This window comes from Kitasatospora sp. NPDC001539, assembly GCF_040298565.1.
In the GTDB taxonomy this organism is placed as follows: domain Bacteria; phylum Actinomycetota; class Actinomycetes; order Streptomycetales; family Streptomycetaceae; genus Kitasatospora.
This window is the reverse complement of sequence record NZ_JBEPAK010000151.1, coordinates 1-17,273: the sequence shown is the minus strand read 5'-3', so window position 1 is coordinate 17,273 and position 17,273 is coordinate 1. Positions and strand designations below refer to the sequence as shown.

Genomic DNA, 17,273 nt, shown 5'->3' with positions numbered 1-17,273 from the left:
CCGGGCGCGCCCCTTCGGCTCGGGGCGGGTGCTCGCCCGTTCGCCTCCGGGGCGCTCTTGTCCGGTGCCGACGGTCGGCGCTCCAAGGCCCTCGTTCCTCGGGCCTCCCTGCTGCTCGCCCGCTCGCCTCCGGGGCGCTCTTGCCCGGTGCCGACGGTCGGCGCTCCAAGGCCCCTCGTCCCTCGGGGCCTCCTCGCTTCTCCCTTTCGGCACCGGCGCGCCCCTTCGACTCGGGGCGGGTGCTCGCCCGCTCGCCTCCGGGGCGCTCTTGCCCGGTGCCGACGGTCGGCGCTCCAAGGCCCTCGTTCCTCGGTCCTTCTCGCTTCTTCCTTTCGGCACCGGCGCGCCCCTTCGGCTCGGGGCGGGGGGCAGTGGGGCCGCCGGGCAGCCGCCGGGCAGCCCCCGCGCCGCCGTTACACTCCCCGCATGCGGACCTTTCGGGTGATGCGGCAGGACGACAACGGCAACCGCTTCCCGGTCGCCGGGGGACTCGACCGGACCGAGGCGCAGCGGCTGGCGGCGGAGTTCGAGGCCCGTGGCCACAAGCAGCTGTACTGGGTCGAGGCCGAGGACGGCGACGCCGCCCCGTAGGGTCGGGCGCATGGAGCAGAACCCGAGGACCCCCGACGAGCCGCGGATCGTCGTCGGCGGTGCGTTGGTCCGCGGCGGCCGGGTGCTCGCCGCCCGGCGCAGCGCGCCCGCGGCGGTGGCCGGTCGGTGGGAGTTCCCCGGCGGCAAGGCCGAGCCGGGGGAGACCGAGGCGCAGGCGCTGGAGCGGGAGCTGCTGGAGGAGCTGGGCGTCCGGGCCAGGGCGCTGCGGCGACTGCCCGGGGCGTGGACCGTCCGGCCGGGCCTGGAGCTGCGGTTCTGGGCTGCCGAACTGCTGGACGGCGAGCCGCGGATGCTGCAGGACCACGACGAGCTGCGCTGGCTCGGCCCGTCCGAGCTGGAGGACGTGGACTGGATCGAGCACGACCGCGAGGTGCTGCCGCACGTGGCCGCACTGCTCACCGCGCCCGCGGGTGACGTGTCGGGCGCGGGCCGGGTCGGGCGCTCTGCTCGTGCCCATGGGTGACGTGCAAGCCGCCGGATAGGTCAATCGGACAAGCCGACCCGGCAGCCGGGATAGCCTGGGTCCTGCTGGGTATGTCGCTTTTCGGCACTATTCCTCACCATCGGTGAGCCGCCCCAGCCGGCGACGCCGATCCCGACCCAGAGCCGGAGGCCCCGTCGGTGTCGACTACCGGGAACGGTGGCGGGGAAGCGCGGCGGACAGGCACCGCGGGGAGCGCCGCCGCCCGCGCCCGGCTGCGCCGCGCCGTCCGTCCGGCCGCCCCTCAGCCGCCCTCGGGTCGCCGTCGCGGCGGTGGTCCCGCCGCGCCCGAGGCCGGGCCCGGCGCCCAGGGCGTCCAGCCCGCGCCGACGCTGGCCGTCCCCGAGCCCGGCGCCCTGCCCGGCCTGCGCAGCCGCCCCGCACGGCCGTTCCCCGGCGGCCCCGCCGACGCCGCGCGCACCCTCACCCCGCCGTCCGGGGGCAGTCTGCTCGACATGCTCAAGGTCGCCATCGCGATCCTCGACACGGCGGGCCGGGTCGTGCTGTGGAGCCCGGCCGCCGAGGAACTGCTCGGCTGGCCGAGCGAGCTGCTGGTCGGCCGCCGGATCGACGAGCTGATCCCGGACCAGGAGCAGGTCGCCCGGATCCGGGCGGCGGTCCAGGACACCCTGCGCCACGGCCGCTGGGCCGGCCACGCCGAACTGCGCGACCGGGACGGCGTGCCGGTCGCCGTGGACGCCCGCATCTCCCTGCTGGTCGACGGCGACGGCACCCCCTTCCTCCAGGTCAACCTGGCCGAGGCGGCCGCCGTGCGGGCCGTCGAGCGGGACCTCGCGGTGCGCGACGCGCTGTTCGAACAGTCCCCGCTGGGCATCGCCATCCTGGACACCGACCTGCGCTACACCGCCGTCAACCGGACCCTCGCCGAGATGAACGGCGTCGCCCTGGAGGACCACGTCGGCCGCACCACCGGCGAGACCCTGCCCGAGCGCGCCGCCGACGAGATCACCGCCATCCAGCGCCAGGTGCTGGCCACCGGCGAGCCGGTCATCGACGTCACGCTCGCCTCCCCGGTCACCACCCGGGCCGGCTACCGCTCGATCTCCTACAGCCGGATGACCGACCGCTCGGGCCGGGTGCTCGGCATCTCCGGCACCGTGATGGACGTGACCGAGCGCTACCGCGCCGTCGCCAAGGTCGAGCACGCCCGGCGCCGCCTCTCGCTGCTCAACGAGTTCGGCTCCCGGGTCGGCGACCTGCTCGACGCCGCCCGGATCGCCCAGGAGCTGGCCAGCTCCGTCGTCCCCCGGCTCACCGACCACTCGGCGGTGATCCTGCTGCAGGCCGTCGCGCACGGTGACGACCTGCCCCGGCACGGCCACGACCGGCGCACCTCGCTGCTCCAGCTCGGCACCGCCTCAGTCCAGGACGGCCCCGAGGTCGACGTGATGCTCCGGCGCGGCGCCCGGATCACGTTCGCGGAGGACTCCGCCTGCGGACGGGTGCTGCGCACCGGCGTGCCGGAGCTGCTCTCCGGCGCCGACCAGCTGGAGGACGTGACCTACCCCGGGGACCCCAAGATGCAGGCCGCCCACGACCTGGGCGTGCACTCGATGCTGGTCGTCCCGCTGCGGGCCCGCGGCATCGTGATCGGCCTGCTGCTGGTCAGCCGGGCGGGCTACCGCGAGGGCTTCGACCGGGACGACCTCGCCTTCACCGTCGAACTGGCCGACCGGGCCGGCAGCTCGCTGGACAACGCCCGCCTGTACGCCCGCGAACGCACCGCCGCGCTCACCCTCCAGCGCACCCTGCTCCCGCAGCAGGTCCCGCAGCCCACCGGCGTCGAGGTCGCCTACCGCTACGTGCCCGGCAGCAGCGGCACCGAGGTCGGCGGCGACTGGTTCGACGTCATCCCGCTGCCCGGCGACCGCACGGCGCTCGTGGTCGGCGACGTGATGGGCCACGGCCTGCGGGCCGCCGCCACCATGGGCCGGCTGCGCACCGCCGTCCGGGTGCTGGCCGCCCTCGACCTGCCGCCGGACGTGCTGCTGCGGCACGTCCACGAGCTGGCCGACGACCTGGCCCAGGGGCCGGACGAGGCGCTGCTGGCCACCTGCGTCTACGCGGTCTTCGACCCGGGCACGGCGATGCTGACGGTGGCCAAGGCCGGGCACATCCCGCCGGTGCTGGTGGTGCCGGGCGAGGACGCCGGGGAGCCGACCCACACCGGCGGGCCGCTGCCCGGCGGCAGCGGGCGGATCCTCGACCTGCCCTCCGGCGCCCCGCTCGGCGTCGGCGGAGTCCCGTTCGAATCCGTCGAACTGAAGATCCCCGAGGGCAGTCTGCTCGCGCTGTGCACCGACGGCCTGGTCGAGTCCCGGGACAAGGACCTGGACGTCGGCCTCGGCCGGCTGATCACCGTGCTCCAGCAGCCGTACGCCTCCATCCAGGCCGCCTGCGAGGCGGTGCTCGACACCATGGAGCAGGGCCGGGAGCCGGACGACGTCGCCCTGCTGCTGGCCCGGCTCGGGCACGGGCAGACCAGCGCCCCGACGGCGGGCTGGACCCTGCCCGCCGAGCCCACCGCCGTCTCCCGGGCCCGCCGGCTGGTCCGGGCCACGCTCGCCGAGTGGAGCGTCGAGGACCTCACCGACACCGCCGAACTGCTGGTCAGCGAGCTGGTCACGAACGCCGTCCGGTACGCCAGCGCCCCGATCGGGGTCCGGCTGACGCTCGGTGAGACGCTGCTCGCCGAGATCTCCGACCCGCTGCCCGACCCGCCCCGGGAGCGCCACGCGGCCGAGGCCGACGAGGGCGGACGCGGCCTCGAGCTGGTCCACCGGCTGGCGCTGCACTGGGGCGCCCGGGCCGAGGGGATCGGCAAGGTGGTCTGGTTCGAGCTCGCGCTGCCGGGTAATGAGCCGGCGGGCGAGTCATGATCCGGACGGAACGCGAGTAGAACATCAGGAGAACAGTGCCGCATATGCCATCGGGGGCCCGGGGGGAGCGCGCGTCACGGAAGGGGGCGCGAGCGTGGCATTGTGGTTGCGCGGGCGGTAGGACAAAAACCTTCGCCCGATCTGATGTTGTGATGTTGAGGGCGTGTGAACGCACCCCTCGATGATGAATACTCGGTCTTCTCGACATCCGGACGGTCGCGGGTTGGAGGGGTCGGTCCGTTGAACAGCACTCCGGCGCGGAACGCGCCGAGCAGCAGCGGTCATGCCGCTGTGCCCGGGCAGGCCGGTTCGCTGCACCTGCCCGCCCCGGCGGCGCCGCCGGCCGGTGGCGCGGGGGGCCGCGGCCGCGGTGCCCGGCCCGAGACCGAGCACCGCCCGTGGGGCGCCGGAGACCCGGGCTCGATCTACGACTACATCCGGGTCGCCACCTTCGCGATCGGCCCCGACGGGCGGATCAGCCAGTGGAGCGAGCGCGCCGCCGAGTTCTTCGGCGTCTCCGCCGCCGAAGCCGTCGGCGCCGACCCGATCTCCACCTTCGTCCCCCGCGAACTCTGGCGGCGCGGCCGCGCCCGGCTGGAGCGCACCCTGGCCGGCGAGGAGTGGGTCGGCACCACCCCCTACCGGGACGCCGACGGCGGCGAGGGCCTCGCCGAGCTCTACCTGATGCCCGACAGCGCCCTGCCCACCGCGGGTGCCACCTGTCTGGCCGTCGACCTCGGCCGACTGCGCCGGATCGAGACCGACCTCGCCGCCTCCGAGGCCGTCTTCGGCCAGACGCCCACCGGCTTCGTGCTCTTCGACGGCCGGCTGCGGCTCCAGCGCGTCAACGACGCCTTCGCCTCCGGGATGGGCCTCGTCCCCACCGACCTCGAAGGCCTCACCCCGCACGACCTCTTCCCGCCGTCCGAGGCCGACCGGCTCACCGCCGCCCTGCGCAAGGTCCTCGCCACCGGCGAGCCCGTCTTCGACCTGCGCTTCCACAGCGCCGTCCCCACCCGCGAGGGCAACCGGCTCTGGGCCGTCTCGCTGTACCGGCTCAACGGCTCGGGCGGGCAGCCGATGGGCGTGGCCGGGCAGGTCTCCGACGTCACCAGCCGGCACGTCGCCGAGCGCGAGGCCGACGGCGTGCGCCGCAACCTCGCCCTGCTCAACGAGGCCAGTGCCCACATCGGCTCCACCCTCGACCTGGAGACCACCGCCAAGGAACTCCTCGACGTCGTCGTCCCGCCGTTCTGCGACCTCGCCACCGTCGACCTCTACACCGCGCTGCTCTCCGGCGAGACCGTCCCCAGCGCCGGCCGGCTCGGCGACACGGTGCTCACCGACGGCAGCGGCGAACTGCGCCGGGTCGCCGTCTCCAGCGTGATCGGCGGGGCCTCCTCGGTGCTCGGCTCGGTCACCGGCCTGCCGATCGCCGAGGCCGGCGGCACCCTCTGCTACCCGCGCCGCTCCCCGCACGCCCGGGCGCTGCGCACCGGGCGCAGCGTCGTCCCCGAGCCCGGCCGCGACCCGCTGCTGCGCTCCACCCTGATCGTCCCGCTGGTCGCCCGCGACCAGGTGCTCGGACTGGTCCAGCTCTCCCGGGCGATCGGCAGCGAGCCCTTCGACGCCCGTGACGTGGCGATCGCCGAGGAACTCGTCGCGCGCGCCGCCGTCTGCATCGACAACGCCCGGCTCTACCGCCGCGAGCACGAGCGCGCGCTGATCCTCCAGCGCAGCCTGCTGCCCCCGGGCAACCCGGCCGCCAGCGGTCTGGAGATCGCCTGCCGCTACCTGCCCAGCAACAACAACACCGAGGTCGGCGGCGACTGGTTCGACGTCATCCCGCTGCCCGGCAACCGCACCGCCCTGGTGATCGGCGACGTGATGGGCCGCGGCCTGCGGGCCGCCGTCGCCATGGGGCAGCTGCGCACCGCGGTGCGGACCCTCGCCATGCTCGACCTCGACCCGGCCGAGGTGCTCGGCGCGCTGGACGAGATCGCCCGCGGCCTCGGCGACGACTCCGTCCCGGCCGGCCCGCCCACCCCGTACGGGCGGCTCACCTCGACCGCCGACGAGGAGGCCCGCGAGGTCTACCTGGCCACCTGCGTCTACGCGGTGTACGACGCCGTCACCCGCCGGTGCGTGTTCGCCAACGCCGGCCACCTGCCGCCCGTCCTGCTCAGCCCGGGCGAGCCCGCCCGGATGCTCGACGTGCCGCCCGGCCTGCCGCTCGGCGTCGGCGGCGAGCCCTTCGAGGAGGTCGAGCTGACCCTCCCGGACGGCGCCGTGCTCGGCCTCTACACCGACGGCCTGGTCGAGAGCCGCAAGCACCAGCTGGACGAGGGCCTGCGCGCGTTCCGGGCCGCGCTCGCCGACGGGGGCAAGGGCCTGGAGGACCTCTGCGACCACGTACTCGGCGAACTCAACCCGCACCACGGCGAGGACGACATCGCGCTGCTGATGGCCAAGGTGCACGCCTTCCCCGAGGACGCCGTCGGCAACTGGTTCCTGCCGCCCGAGCCCACCTCCGTCGCCAAGGCCCGGGAACTGGCCTGCAGCTGGCTGCTCTCCCGGGGCCTGGAGGAGCTGGTCGACACCACCGAGCTGCTGGTCAGCGAGCTGGTGACGAACGCGCTCAAGCACGGGCGGGGCGAGATCAGGCTGCGGCTGCTGCGCGACCGCACCATGGTCTGCGAGGTCTGGGACGACGGCTACGCCCAGCCCCGGCAGCGGCGCGCCCAGGAGACCGACGAGGGCGGCCGGGGCCTGCAACTGGTCAGCCTGCTCGCCGAGCGCTGGGGCAGTCGGCGCACGCCCAAGGGCAAGATCGTCTGGTTCGAGCTGGCGCTGTAATTCGAGCCGGCGCTGCAGTTCGAGCCGGCGCCGGAGGAGGCGCGCGGTCTGGGCCGTACGGGTGCTGTCGCCCGGCGGCCGCCGTGTCGGTGCGGGGCCCGGTCGTCCGGGCGGCGTTCGATGGCCGCCATGCGCGTCCGCCAGCTCACCGCCGCAGCCGCCGTCCTGCTGCTCGCCGCCGGCCTCGGCGGCTGCTCCGAGGGCCCGGCCCCGGGCCGCGGGCCCGCAGCCGCCCCGGTCTCCGCCGATCCCACCGCCGCCACCGGGGACGTCGGGCCCGCCGACCGCACCGCCGTCCGGGACGGCGGCACGGTGCGCTGGGCGGTGGACGGCGTCCCGGCCACGCTCAACGTCTACCAGGGCGGCGCGACCGCCGACTCCGCGCTGCTCGCCCACGCCCTCTACCCCTCGCTGTTCCGGCCCGACGCGCACGGCCGGCTCCTCCCGGACCCGGACTACCTGGCCGGCGCCGAGTCCACCCCGCCCGGGCAGCTGCCGCAGGTGGTCACCTACCGGCTCAACCCGCACGCCGTGTGGAGCGACGGCACGCCGCTGTCGGCCGCCGACCTCACCGCCCAGCGGGCCGCGCTGTCCGGGCTGGACCCGGCCTACCGCGGCGGGAAGGCGGCGGGGTACGACGCGATCGACGCGATCACGCCGGGCGCCGACCCGCACGAGGTGAAGGTGACCTTCCGGCGGCCGTACGCGGAGTGGCGCTCGCTGTTCGGGCCGCTCTACCCGGTCGCCGAGACCGCCACCGCGGAGGCCTTCGAGCGGCCGCTCGCCGGTGGGGGCCACAAGAGCGCCGGCCCGTTCACCGTCTCCCGCTACGACGCCGAGGGCGGGCGGGTCACGGTGGTGCGCAACCCGCTCTGGTGGGGCGACCGGCCGAAGGCCGACCGGATCGACTTCGTGGCCGGGCCGCCCGAGCGGCGGCTGGACGCGCTGGACCAGGACCGCCTGGACGTCGCCCCGCTCACCGCGGCGGTGGACCGGGCGGTGCCGGCCGCCCCCTCGGCGAGCAGCTCCCCGGCCGGCACCTCTCCGACCGGCAGTCCCTCGGCGGGCACCTCCCCGGCCGGCAGCCCCTCGCCGGGCACCCCCGCGCCGAGCCGCCCGGCGGCCGCCCCGCCCGCCGCGGTGCCCGAGGCGGCGGCGCTGGCGCTGCGGCGGGCCGAGTCGCTGCCCGGCATCACCGTGCACCGGGCCGCCGCCGCCTCGCTCACCCAGCTCACCGTCAACGCGGCCCGCGGCCCGCTCACCGACCCGGTCGTCCGGCGGGCGCTGGCCCGGGCGGTGGACCGGCGGCGAGTCGCCGACGCCGCGCTCGGCCCGCTCGGACTGCCGGGCGCCCCGCTCGGCAGCCACCTGCTCGCCGAGGACCAGGAGGGCTACCGCGACAACAGCGCCGCGGCCGGACCGGAGGACGCCGCGCAGCTGCTGGACGCCGCCGGCTGGCAGCGGCCCGCGGGCCGGAGCACCCGCGCCAAGGACGGGAAGGAGCTGGCGCTGACCCTGCTCGTCCCGGCCGGCTCGGCGACCGCCCGGCGCACCGCCGACGCGCTCGTCGCCGACCTCGCGGCGTCCGGGATCGCGGTGCGCCCGGCGACCGCGCCCGCCGAGACCTTCGTCAAGGACCACCTGGCGGTCGGCGACTACGACCTCGCCCTGTTCTCCTGGCCGGTCGGCCCCAGCACGGCGGGCGAGCAGCGCGCCGCCTACGCCAAGCCCCGGCCGGACGCCGACGGCGCGCTCGATCCGGGCGGCAACTACGGCCGCAGCGGCACCGAGGAGATCGACCGGCTGTTCGACCGGGCGTCCGCCGAGCTCGACCCGGCGGCCCGGCTGGAGCTGCTGCAGGAGGCGGACGTCCGGATCTGGCAGCTCGGCCACTCGGTGCCGCTGTACCAGCGCCCGGAGCTGGTGGCGGTGCGGACCGGTCTGGCCGGCGCGGGCGCCTGGGGCTTCGGATGGCCGCGCTTCCAGGACGTGGGGTGGACGCGCTGACGCGCGCCGGACGGGCGGGGGCGTCACCCGGCTGTGATCTTGATCCCGCCCGACCAGCTCGTTTCCGCCCCGCTGGGCCCTTCCCCGTACCATAGGAGGAAGCCGAGGCATGTCCATATGCCCGGCGGGTGGACCGGTAGTAGCAGGCGAACGGGTGGTGGCGGCCGACAGCGGCCGCACGTGCGCGTCTCGCGGCCGGGCGCCGCAACCCACGATTCCGGGAGAATCCGCAAGGCATGCCCACGCGCAACGACATCCGTAACGTCGCTATCGTCGCCCACGTCGACCACGGCAAGACCACGCTGGTCGACGCCATGCTCAAGCAGGCCGGCGCCTTCGCCGCCCACCAGCAGCTCGACGACCGCATGATGGACTCGAACGACCTGGAGCGCGAGAAGGGCATCACCATTCTCGCGAAGAACACCGCGGTCAAGTACCACCCGAAGGACGGCGGCGCGCCGATCACCATCAACATCATCGACACCCCGGGCCACGCCGACTTCGGTGGCGAGGTCGAGCGCGGTCTGTCGATGGTGGACGCGGTGGTGCTCCTGGTCGACGCCTCCGAGGGCCCGCTGCCGCAGACCCGCTTCGTGCTGCGCAAGGCGCTCGCCGCCCGGCTGCCCGTCATCCTCTGCATCAACAAGACCGACCGTCCGGACTCCCGGATCGACGAGGTCATCAACGAGACCTACGACCTGTTCCTGGACCTGGACGCGGACGAGGACCAGATCGAGTTCCCGATCGTCTACGCCTGCGCCCGTGACGGCGTCGCCTCGCTGACCAAGCCGGAGAACGGCACCGTCCCGGCGGACAGCACCAACCTGGAGCCGTTCTTCTCCACCCTGCTGGAGCACGTCCCGGCCCCGAGCTACGACGAGGACGCCCCGCTGCAGGCGCACGTCACCAACCTGGACGCCGACAACTTCCTCGGCCGCATCGCGCTGCTGCGCGTCGAGCAGGGCGAGCTGCGCAAGGGCCAGACCGTGGCCTGGATCAAGCGCGACGGCTCGATCCAGAACGTCCGCATCTCCGAGCTGCTGATGACCGAGGCGCTCACCCGCAAGCCGGCCGAGGTGGCCGGCCCCGGTGACATCTGCGCCGTCGCCGGCATCGCCGACATCATGATCGGCGAGACCCTGGCCGACACCGAGAACCCGATCGCGCTGCCGCTGATCACGGTGGACGAGCCGGCCATCTCGATGACCATCGGCACCAACACCTCGCCGCTGGTCGGCAAGGGCGGCAGCGGCAAGGGCGCGGACGCCAAGTCCGGCGCCAAGGTCGACCGCAAGGTCACCGCCCGCCAGGTGAAGGACCGGCTGGACCGCGAGCTCATCGGCAACGTGTCGCTGCGCGTCCTGGACACCGAGCGCCCGGACGCCTGGGAGGTGCAGGGCCGCGGTGAGCTGGCGCTGGCCATCCTGATCGAGACCATGCGTCGCGAGGGCTTCGAGCTGACCGTCGGCAAGCCGCAGGTGGTCACCCGGGAGATCAACGGCAAGACCCACGAGCCGGTCGAGCGCCTCACCGTGGACGTCCCCGAGGAGCACATGGGTGCCGTCACCCAGCTCATGGGCATCCGCAAGGGCCGGATGGACAACATGTCCAACCACGGCTCGGGCTGGGTCCGGATGGAGTTCGTCGTGCCGTCCCGCGGCCTGATCGGCTTCCGCACCGAGTTCCTCACCAACACCCGCGGCACCGGCATCGCGCACTCGATCCACGAGGGCTACGAGCCGTGGTTCGGCACCCTGACGACCCGCAACAACGGCTCGCTGGTCGCCGACCGCGCGGGTGTGGTCACCGCCTTCGCGATGACCAACCTCCAGGAGCGCGGCGTGCTGTTCGTGGAGCCGGGCACCGAGGTGTACGAGGGCATGATCGTCGGCGAGAACTCGCGCTCCGACGACATGGACGTGAACATCACCAAGGAGAAGAAGCTCACCAACATGCGGTCCTCGACCGCCGACGTGGCCGAGTCGATCGTCCCGCCGCGCAAGCTCTCGCTGGAGCAGTCGCTGGAGTTCTGCCGCGAGGACGAGTGCATCGAGGTCACCCCGGAGACGGTTCGCATCCGTAAGGTCGTGCTGGACCAGAAGGAGCGCGGCCGCACCGCGTCGCGTGCCAAGAAGGCATGATCCGGACGGATTGATCGGCCTTTGGCCGGAATGCTTCGCCCCCCTTTCCAATGGAGAGGGGGGCGAACTTTTTAACTACTCCAAGTTGTCGGGGCGGCTATTAACGGAATAGCGCTCATCACACCCGGGTGTCCGCTGAGCGGACGTGACAGTTCGTCATCCGTGACGACTGTCCGTCTTGTGCCTGTCTGGCTATGTCTCAAATGTCCGGTTTTCGAAACTTACCGACTGTTCATGTGACCTAATTGAGATCGTCACTGGTCACTTTCGTGTCCGTGCGTGACGGATAGTGGAGCCAGTCAGGCTCGGGTCAAGGGTGAACGCGCAGGGGTGCGCGCCGAAACCACGAGCGCGGACGGCATTGCGGGCCAGGTGACAACCGTTCCGTGGTGCCCTCCCCGTTGCAACGTCGAATTCAGGAGGCACACCGATGCGTGGTGGGAGCCAGGCCAAGTGGGTTGTCGCAGCTGTCGCTGTCGCGCTCGCCGCGACTGCTTGTAGCAGTGGCGGCAGCAGCGACTCCTCCGGCGGGAGCTCGGACAGCGCCGCGGTCGACCCCTCGGGCGTCTTCAGCTACCAGAGCGCCGAGCCGCAGCGTCCGCTGCAGCCGGCCAACGCCATGGAGAACCAGGGCGGCCGTATCGTCAAGCAGCTCTTCACGGGCCTCGTCGACTACGACCCCGCGACCGGTGCCCTGCGCAACCAGGTGGCCGACAAGATCGAGACCACCGACGCCAAGAACTACACCGTCACCCTGAAGTCCGGCTGGACCTTCCACGACGGCACCCCGGTCACCGCCAAGTCCTTCGTGGACTCCTGGAACTGGTCGGCCAACCCGGCGAACAACCAGATCAACTCGGACTGGTTCTCCGACATCGCCGGCTACGACGCCGTGCACCCGGACAAGGGCGACCCGACCGCCAAGGAGATGTCCGGCCTCAAGGTCGTCGACGACACCCACTTCACCATCGAACTGACCGCCCCCGTCTCGTACTTCACGTACAAGCTCGGTTACTCGGCCTTCTTCCCGCTGCCGCAGGGCTTCTTCTCCGACCCCAAGGGCTACGGCGAGAAGCCGATCGGCAACGGCCCCTACCAGTTCGTGTCGTGGGAGCACAACAAGGCCATCACGCTGAAGGCCTACGACAAGTACACGGGCAGCAACAAGGCGAAGAACGGCGGGATCGTCTTCCGCAACTACACCTCGCCCGAGGCCGCGTACAAGGACCTGATGTCCGACACCCTGGACGTGCTGGACCAGGTCGACTCGACCGACCTGCCGAAGTACAAGGACGACCTGGGCAAGCGCGCGGTCGACCAGGCCCAGGGCGCGATCCAGAACATCTCCTTCGCGATGTACAACGCGGAGTGGAACGACCCGGCCAAGGCCAAGGTGCGCCAGGGCCTGTCGATGGCGATCGACCGCGACACCATCACCAAGACGGTGCTGAACAACAGCCGTCAGCCCGCCGACTCGTTCGTGGCGCCGGGCGTCATGGGCTACAAGGCCGGCACCTGCGGCGACGCCTGCAAGTACGACCCCGCCAAGGCGAAGCAGCTGATCCAGGAGGGCGGCGGCGTCCCGGGCAACAAGATCACCATCCTCTACAACTCCGACGGTGGTCACAAGGAGTGGGTGGACGCGGTCTGCAACTCGATCCGCCAGGCCACCGGCGTCGAGTGCCTCGGCGACCCGAAGCCGGACTTCAAGACCTCGCGCGACATCATCACCAAGAAGCAGGTCTCGAGCATGATGCGGACCGGCTGGGTGCAGGACTACCCGCTGAACGCGAACTTCCTGCGTGACGTCTACGGCACCGGTGCCGCCGCGAACGACGCCAGCTACTCGAACCCGGAGTTCGACAAGCTGGCCCACGAGGCCGACGCCGCCACCTCGGTGGAGAAGACCGCGGACCTCTACCAGCAGGCCGAGGCCGTTCTGGCCAAGGACATGCCGGCCATCCCGCTCTGGTACTACAAGACCAACTCCGGCTACTCCAACAACGTCCAGAACGTGAAGTTCAACTCCTTCGGCGACCCGGTCTACACCGACGTCGAGGTCAAGAAGAAGAAGTAGTCGGTCGGCACCGCCTGACCCGGTGACAACGGCCGGTGCCCGTCCCATCCCCACAAGGGCGAGGACTGGCACCGGCCGTTGGCACGCCGACTTATCTCTGGCCGGGTTGACGGGCCCGGCAGAGTCATACATGGAGGCACGATGGGGCGCTTTGTCGCGAGGCGACTGCTCCAGATGATCCCGGTGTTCCTCGGAACGACCGCACTCATCTTTTTCATGGTGCACGCGCTGCCGGGTGACCCGGTGGCGGCGATGTGGGGCGACAAGGCCCCGGACCCGGTGCAGCTCGCCGCCCTGAGGCACCAGCAGGGGTTCGACAAGCCGCTGGTCCAGCAGTACCTCGACTACATGGGGAAGCTGGTCACCGGTGACTTCGGCACCGCCCTGGACGGCCGGCCGGTGATCGACAAGATCACCGAGGCGCTGCCGGTCACGGTCCGGCTGGCGCTGTTCGCGTTCGCCATCGAGATCGTGCTGGGCATCGGGATCGGCCTGTTCGCCGGCCTGCGCCGCGGCAAGACCTTCGACAGGGGCACGCTGGTCCTCACCCTGCTGCTGATCTCGATCCCGGTCCCGGTGCTGGGCTTCATCTTCCAGACGATCTTCGCGAACAACCTCAAGTGGGTCACCCCGACGGTCCAGGACTCGAACGACATCACCCAGCTGGTGCTGCCGGCCGTCGTCCTCGGCTCGCTGTCGCTGGCCTACGTCGCGCGTCTCACCCGTACCTCCATAGCCGAGAACATCAAGGCCGACTACGTCCGCACCGCGGTGGCCAAGGGCCTGCCGCGCCGGAAGGTGATCGGCACCCACCTGCTGCGGAACTCGATGATCCCGGTGGTCACCTTCCTCGGCACCGACCTCGGCGCCCTGATGGGCGGCGCGATCGTCACCGAGGGCATCTTCAACGTCAAGGGCGTCGGCAACGCGCTCTACCACGCGATCAACATGAAGGAGGGCGCGACGGTCTCCGGTTTCGTGGCCTTCCTGGTGATCGTGTACCTGGCCGCCGGCCTGATCGTCGACCTGCTTTACGCGGTCCTGGACCCGAGGATCCGTTATGCCTGACCTGACCGAGAAGAAGACCGCCGAGGAGATCCCGGCGCAGCGCACGGCCCCCGCGGCCGCCAAGCCGGAGAAGGCCCGCAGCCTCGGCTCCGACGCCTGGCACGACCTGCGCCGCAAGCCGATCTTCGTGATCTCCGCGCTGCTCATCCTGCTGCTGGTCGTCATCGCGATCGCGCCGGGCCTGTTCACCTCGGTGGACCCGCGGGCCGGCGACCTGCGCCTGCACTACCTGACGAAGCCGAACTACAGCCACTTCTTCGAGGCGGACTGGTTCGGCTACGACCTCCAGGGCCGCAGCATCTACGCCCGCACCATCTACGGCGCCCGCGCCTCGGTCGTGGTCGGCATCTGCGTCACCGTCGGCGTCACCATCCTCGGCGGGCTGACCGGCATGATCGCCGGCTACTTCGGCGGCTGGATCGACACGATCATCTCCCGCGTCACCGACGTCTTCTTCGGCATCCCGCTGCTGCTCGGCTCGCTGGTGATCCTGAACGCCTTCACCTCGCGCACCATCTGGAGCGTGGTCTTCGCGCTGGTCGCCCTGGGCTGGACCCAGATGACCCGTGTCATGCGCGGTTCGGTGATCACGGTCAAGCAGTCCGACTTCGTGACGGCGGCCAAGGCGCTCGGCGCCGGCACCAGCCGGATCCTGTTCAAGCACATCCTGCCGAACGCGATCGCCCCGGTGATCGTGGTCGCGACCATCGCGCTGGGCGGCTACATCGCCACCGAGGCGACGCTGAGCTTCCTCGGCATCGGTCTGCAGGACCCGACCATCTCCTGGGGCATCGACATCAACTCGGCCCAGAAGGTGATCCGTACGGCTCCGTTCGCCCTGTTCTTCCCGGCCGGAATGCTGAGCATCACCGTGCTCGCGTTCATCATGCTCGGCGACGCGGTGCGCGACGCCCTCGACCCGAAGCTCCGCTGAGAGAAGAGGTGACGACCCGATGACCACCGTGATCGAGAACAACAACCAGAAGAGCGACCGTCTCGAAGTCGGAACCCCGCTCCTGGAGGTCAAGGACCTCCACGTGGAGTTCCACACCCGGGACGGCATCGCGAAGGCCGTGAACGGAGTCAACTACTCCGTCTCGGCCGGCGAGACCCTCGCCGTGCTCGGTGAGTCCGGCTCCGGCAAGTCCGTGACGGCGCAGACCATCATGGGCATCCTGGACATGCCCCCGGGCAAGGTGACCCAGGGCGAGATCCTGTACCGCGGCCAGGACATGCTCAAGATGAGCAACGAGGAGCGGCGGAAGATCCGCGGCCGGAAGATCGCGATGATCTTCCAGGACGCGCTGTCCGCTCTCAACCCGGTGCTCAGCGTGGGCTACCAGCTCGGCGAGATGTTCCGGGTGCACCAGGGCGCCTCCAAGGCCGAGGCGAAGGCCAAGGCCATCGAGCTGATGGACCGGGTGCGCATCCCCGCCGCCAAGCAGCGGGTGAACGACTACCCGCACCAGTTCTCCGGCGGCATGCGCCAGCGCATCATGATCGCCATGGCGCTGTCGCTGCAGCCCGACCTGATCATCGCCGACGAGCCCACCACCGCCCTGGACGTGACCGTCCAGGCCCAGGTGATGGACCTGCTCGCGGAGCTGCAGGCCGAGTACAACATGGGCCTGATCCTGATCACCCACGACCTCGGCGTGGTCGCCGACGTCGCGGACAAGATCGCCGTGATGTACGCGGGCCGGATCGTCGAGACCGCCCCGGTGCACGAGCTGTACGCGCGCCCCGCGCACCCGTACACCAAGGGCCTGCTCCGCTCGATCCCGCGCCTGGACCAGAAGGGCCAGGAGCTGTACGCGATCAAGGGCCTGCCCCCGAACCTGCTGAAGGTCCCGGCCGGCTGCGCGTTCAACCCCCGCTGCGATGTCGCCACCGACCTGTGCCGCACGGAGGTCCCGGCGCTGCACCACGTGACCGACAAGGACGGCAAGGAGCTCACGGGCCGCCGCAGCGCGTGCCACCTTTGGAAGGAGACCCTCCATGGCTGAGAAGATCCTGGAGGTCAAGGACCTGGTCAAGCACTACCCGCTGACCCAGGGCGTCCTGTTCAAGAAGCAGGTCGGCGCGGTCAAGGCCGTCGACGGCATCAGCTTCGACCTGACGAAGGGTGAGACGCTCGGCATCGTCGGCGAGTCCGGCTGCGGCAAGTCCACGCTGGCCAAGGTGCTGATGAACCTGGAGCGGGCCACCTCCGGCCAGGTGCTGTTCAAGGGCGAGGACATCTCCAAGCTGAACGGCGCGGCCCTCAAGGCCGTCCGCCGGAACATCCAGATGGTGTTCCAGGACCCGTACACCTCGCTGAACCCGCGCATGACGGTCGGCGACATCATCGGGGAGCCGTTCGAGATCCACCCCGAGGTGGCGCCCAAGGGCGACCGCCGCAAGGCCGTCCAGGACCTGCTGGACGTGGTGGGTCTGAACCCGGAGTACATCAACCGGTACCCGCACCAGTTCTCCGGCGGGCAGCGCCAGCGCATCGGCATCGCCCGCGGCCTCGCGCTCAAGCCCGAGATCATCATCTGCGACGAGCCGGTCTCGGCCCTGGACGTGTCCGTCCAGGCGCAGGTGATCAACCTGCTGGAGCAGCTGCAGGGCGAGTTCGGCCTGTCGTACATGTTCATCGCGCACGACCTGTCCATCGTCCGGCACATCTCCGACCGCGTCGGCGTGATGTACCTGGGCAAGATGGTCGAGATCGGCACCGACGAGCAGATCTACGAGAACGCCACCCACCCGTACACCCAGGCGCTGCTGTCCGCGGTGCCGGTGCCGGACCCGACGGCCCGCGAGTCCCGCGAGCGGATCATCCTCAGCGGCGACATCCCCTCGCCGGCCAACCCGCCGTCCGGCTGCCGCTTCCGCACCCGCTGCTGGAAGGCGGAGGACCGCTGCGCGGAGGAGATCCCGCTGCTGGCGATCCCGACCACGCTGGAGGGCCCGGCCGCACACGAGTCGGCCTGCCACTTCGCCGAGGTCCGGGAGTCGGCTGCGGCCTGACCCCGGCGCGCTCAGGAAGGGCCCGCGGCTCCGGCCCCGGGGCCCGCCCGGGGTCGGGCCCCACCCCCGGCGGGGGCCGGCCCCCCACCGGGGGCCACCCCCGAGCCCCCGGCCCG

General features: G+C 71.9%; 11 protein-coding genes. All 11 read left to right on the top strand.

The window, feature by feature from the left end; genetic code table 11:
* The first annotated feature begins 426 nt into the window (after window positions 1-426).
* The 11 genes from ABT247_RS22285 (at window position 427) to ABT247_RS22235 (ending at window position 17,157) form a co-directional block, all read left to right on the top strand.
* Window positions 427-591 carry a hypothetical protein gene (locus ABT247_RS22285; protein WP_350744782.1) on the top strand — a complete coding sequence of 55 codons (165 nt, stop codon included), beginning with the start codon at window positions 427-429 and terminating at the stop codon, window positions 589-591.
* Window positions 592-601: 10 nt separating this feature from the next.
* Window positions 602-1,075, top strand: a complete 474-nt coding sequence (locus ABT247_RS22280; protein ID WP_350744780.1) for an NUDIX domain-containing protein — start codon at window positions 602-604, stop codon at window positions 1,073-1,075.
* A gap of 158 nt (window positions 1,076-1,233) precedes the next feature.
* Entirely contained in the window at window positions 1,234-3,993 is a 2,760-nt protein-coding gene (locus ABT247_RS22275) for a SpoIIE family protein phosphatase (protein WP_350744778.1), read from the top strand.
* Window positions 3,994-4,233: 240 nt separating this feature from the next.
* Complete coding sequence (locus ABT247_RS22270) at window positions 4,234-6,849, top strand: SpoIIE family protein phosphatase (protein WP_502892481.1); 2,616 nt, start codon at window positions 4,234-4,236, stop codon at window positions 6,847-6,849.
* A gap of 129 nt (window positions 6,850-6,978) precedes the next feature.
* Window positions 6,979-8,856 (top strand): ABC transporter family substrate-binding protein, encoded by a 1,878-nt coding sequence (locus tag ABT247_RS22265; RefSeq protein ID WP_350744776.1) that lies wholly within the window; start codon window positions 6,979-6,981, stop codon window positions 8,854-8,856.
* 236 nt (window positions 8,857-9,092) lie between these two features.
* Window positions 9,093-10,997, top strand: coding sequence for a translational GTPase TypA (gene typA, locus ABT247_RS22260; protein ID WP_350744774.1), 1,905 nt, complete (start codon window positions 9,093-9,095; stop codon window positions 10,995-10,997).
* Between the two features lie 430 nt (window positions 10,998-11,427).
* Window positions 11,428-13,074, top strand: coding sequence for a peptide ABC transporter substrate-binding protein (locus ABT247_RS22255; RefSeq protein ID WP_350744772.1), 1,647 nt, complete (start codon window positions 11,428-11,430; stop codon window positions 13,072-13,074).
* 141 nt (window positions 13,075-13,215) lie between these two features.
* Complete coding sequence (locus ABT247_RS22250; RefSeq protein WP_350744770.1) at window positions 13,216-14,142, top strand: ABC transporter permease; 927 nt, start codon at window positions 13,216-13,218, stop codon at window positions 14,140-14,142.
* Window positions 14,135-15,076: an ABC transporter permease gene (locus tag ABT247_RS22245; protein WP_350744768.1), complete on the top strand. Its 942-nt coding sequence runs from the start codon at window positions 14,135-14,137 to the stop codon at window positions 15,074-15,076. Before ABT247_RS22250 ends, ABT247_RS22245 begins: the two co-directional genes overlap by 8 nt.
* Before the next feature lie 19 nt (window positions 15,077-15,095).
* Window positions 15,096-16,148, top strand: a complete 1,053-nt coding sequence (locus ABT247_RS22240; RefSeq protein WP_350744766.1) for an ABC transporter ATP-binding protein — start codon at window positions 15,096-15,098, stop codon at window positions 16,146-16,148.
* Window positions 16,141-17,157 (top strand): ABC transporter ATP-binding protein, encoded by a 1,017-nt coding sequence (locus tag ABT247_RS22235; protein WP_350744764.1) that lies wholly within the window; start codon window positions 16,141-16,143, stop codon window positions 17,155-17,157. The genes ABT247_RS22240 and ABT247_RS22235 overlap by 8 nt, the downstream gene beginning before the upstream one ends.
* The last annotated feature ends 116 nt before the right edge of the window (window positions 17,158-17,273 follow it).

Excerpts from the sequence above, each read along its gene's own strand:
- ABT247_RS22235 (WP_350744764.1), top strand. The coding sequence starts at position 16,141 with ATGGCTGAGAAGATCCTGGAGGTCAAGGACCTGGTCAAGCACTACCCG.
- ABT247_RS22285 (WP_350744782.1), top strand. The coding sequence starts at position 427 with ATGCGGACCTTTCGGGTGATGCGGCAGGACGACAACGGCAACCGCTTC.
- ABT247_RS22245 (WP_350744768.1), top strand. The coding sequence starts at position 14,135 with ATGCCTGACCTGACCGAGAAGAAGACCGCCGAGGAGATCCCGGCGCAG.
- typA (WP_350744774.1), top strand. The coding sequence starts at position 9,093 with ATGCCCACGCGCAACGACATCCGTAACGTCGCTATCGTCGCCCACGTC.
- ABT247_RS22240 (WP_350744766.1), top strand. The coding sequence starts at position 15,096 with ATGACCACCGTGATCGAGAACAACAACCAGAAGAGCGACCGTCTCGAA.
- ABT247_RS22255 (WP_350744772.1), top strand. The coding sequence starts at position 11,428 with ATGCGTGGTGGGAGCCAGGCCAAGTGGGTTGTCGCAGCTGTCGCTGTC.
- ABT247_RS22250 (WP_350744770.1), top strand. The coding sequence starts at position 13,216 with ATGGGGCGCTTTGTCGCGAGGCGACTGCTCCAGATGATCCCGGTGTTC.
- ABT247_RS22265 (WP_350744776.1), top strand. The coding sequence starts at position 6,979 with ATGCGCGTCCGCCAGCTCACCGCCGCAGCCGCCGTCCTGCTGCTCGCC.
- ABT247_RS22280 (WP_350744780.1), top strand. The coding sequence starts at position 602 with ATGGAGCAGAACCCGAGGACCCCCGACGAGCCGCGGATCGTCGTCGGC.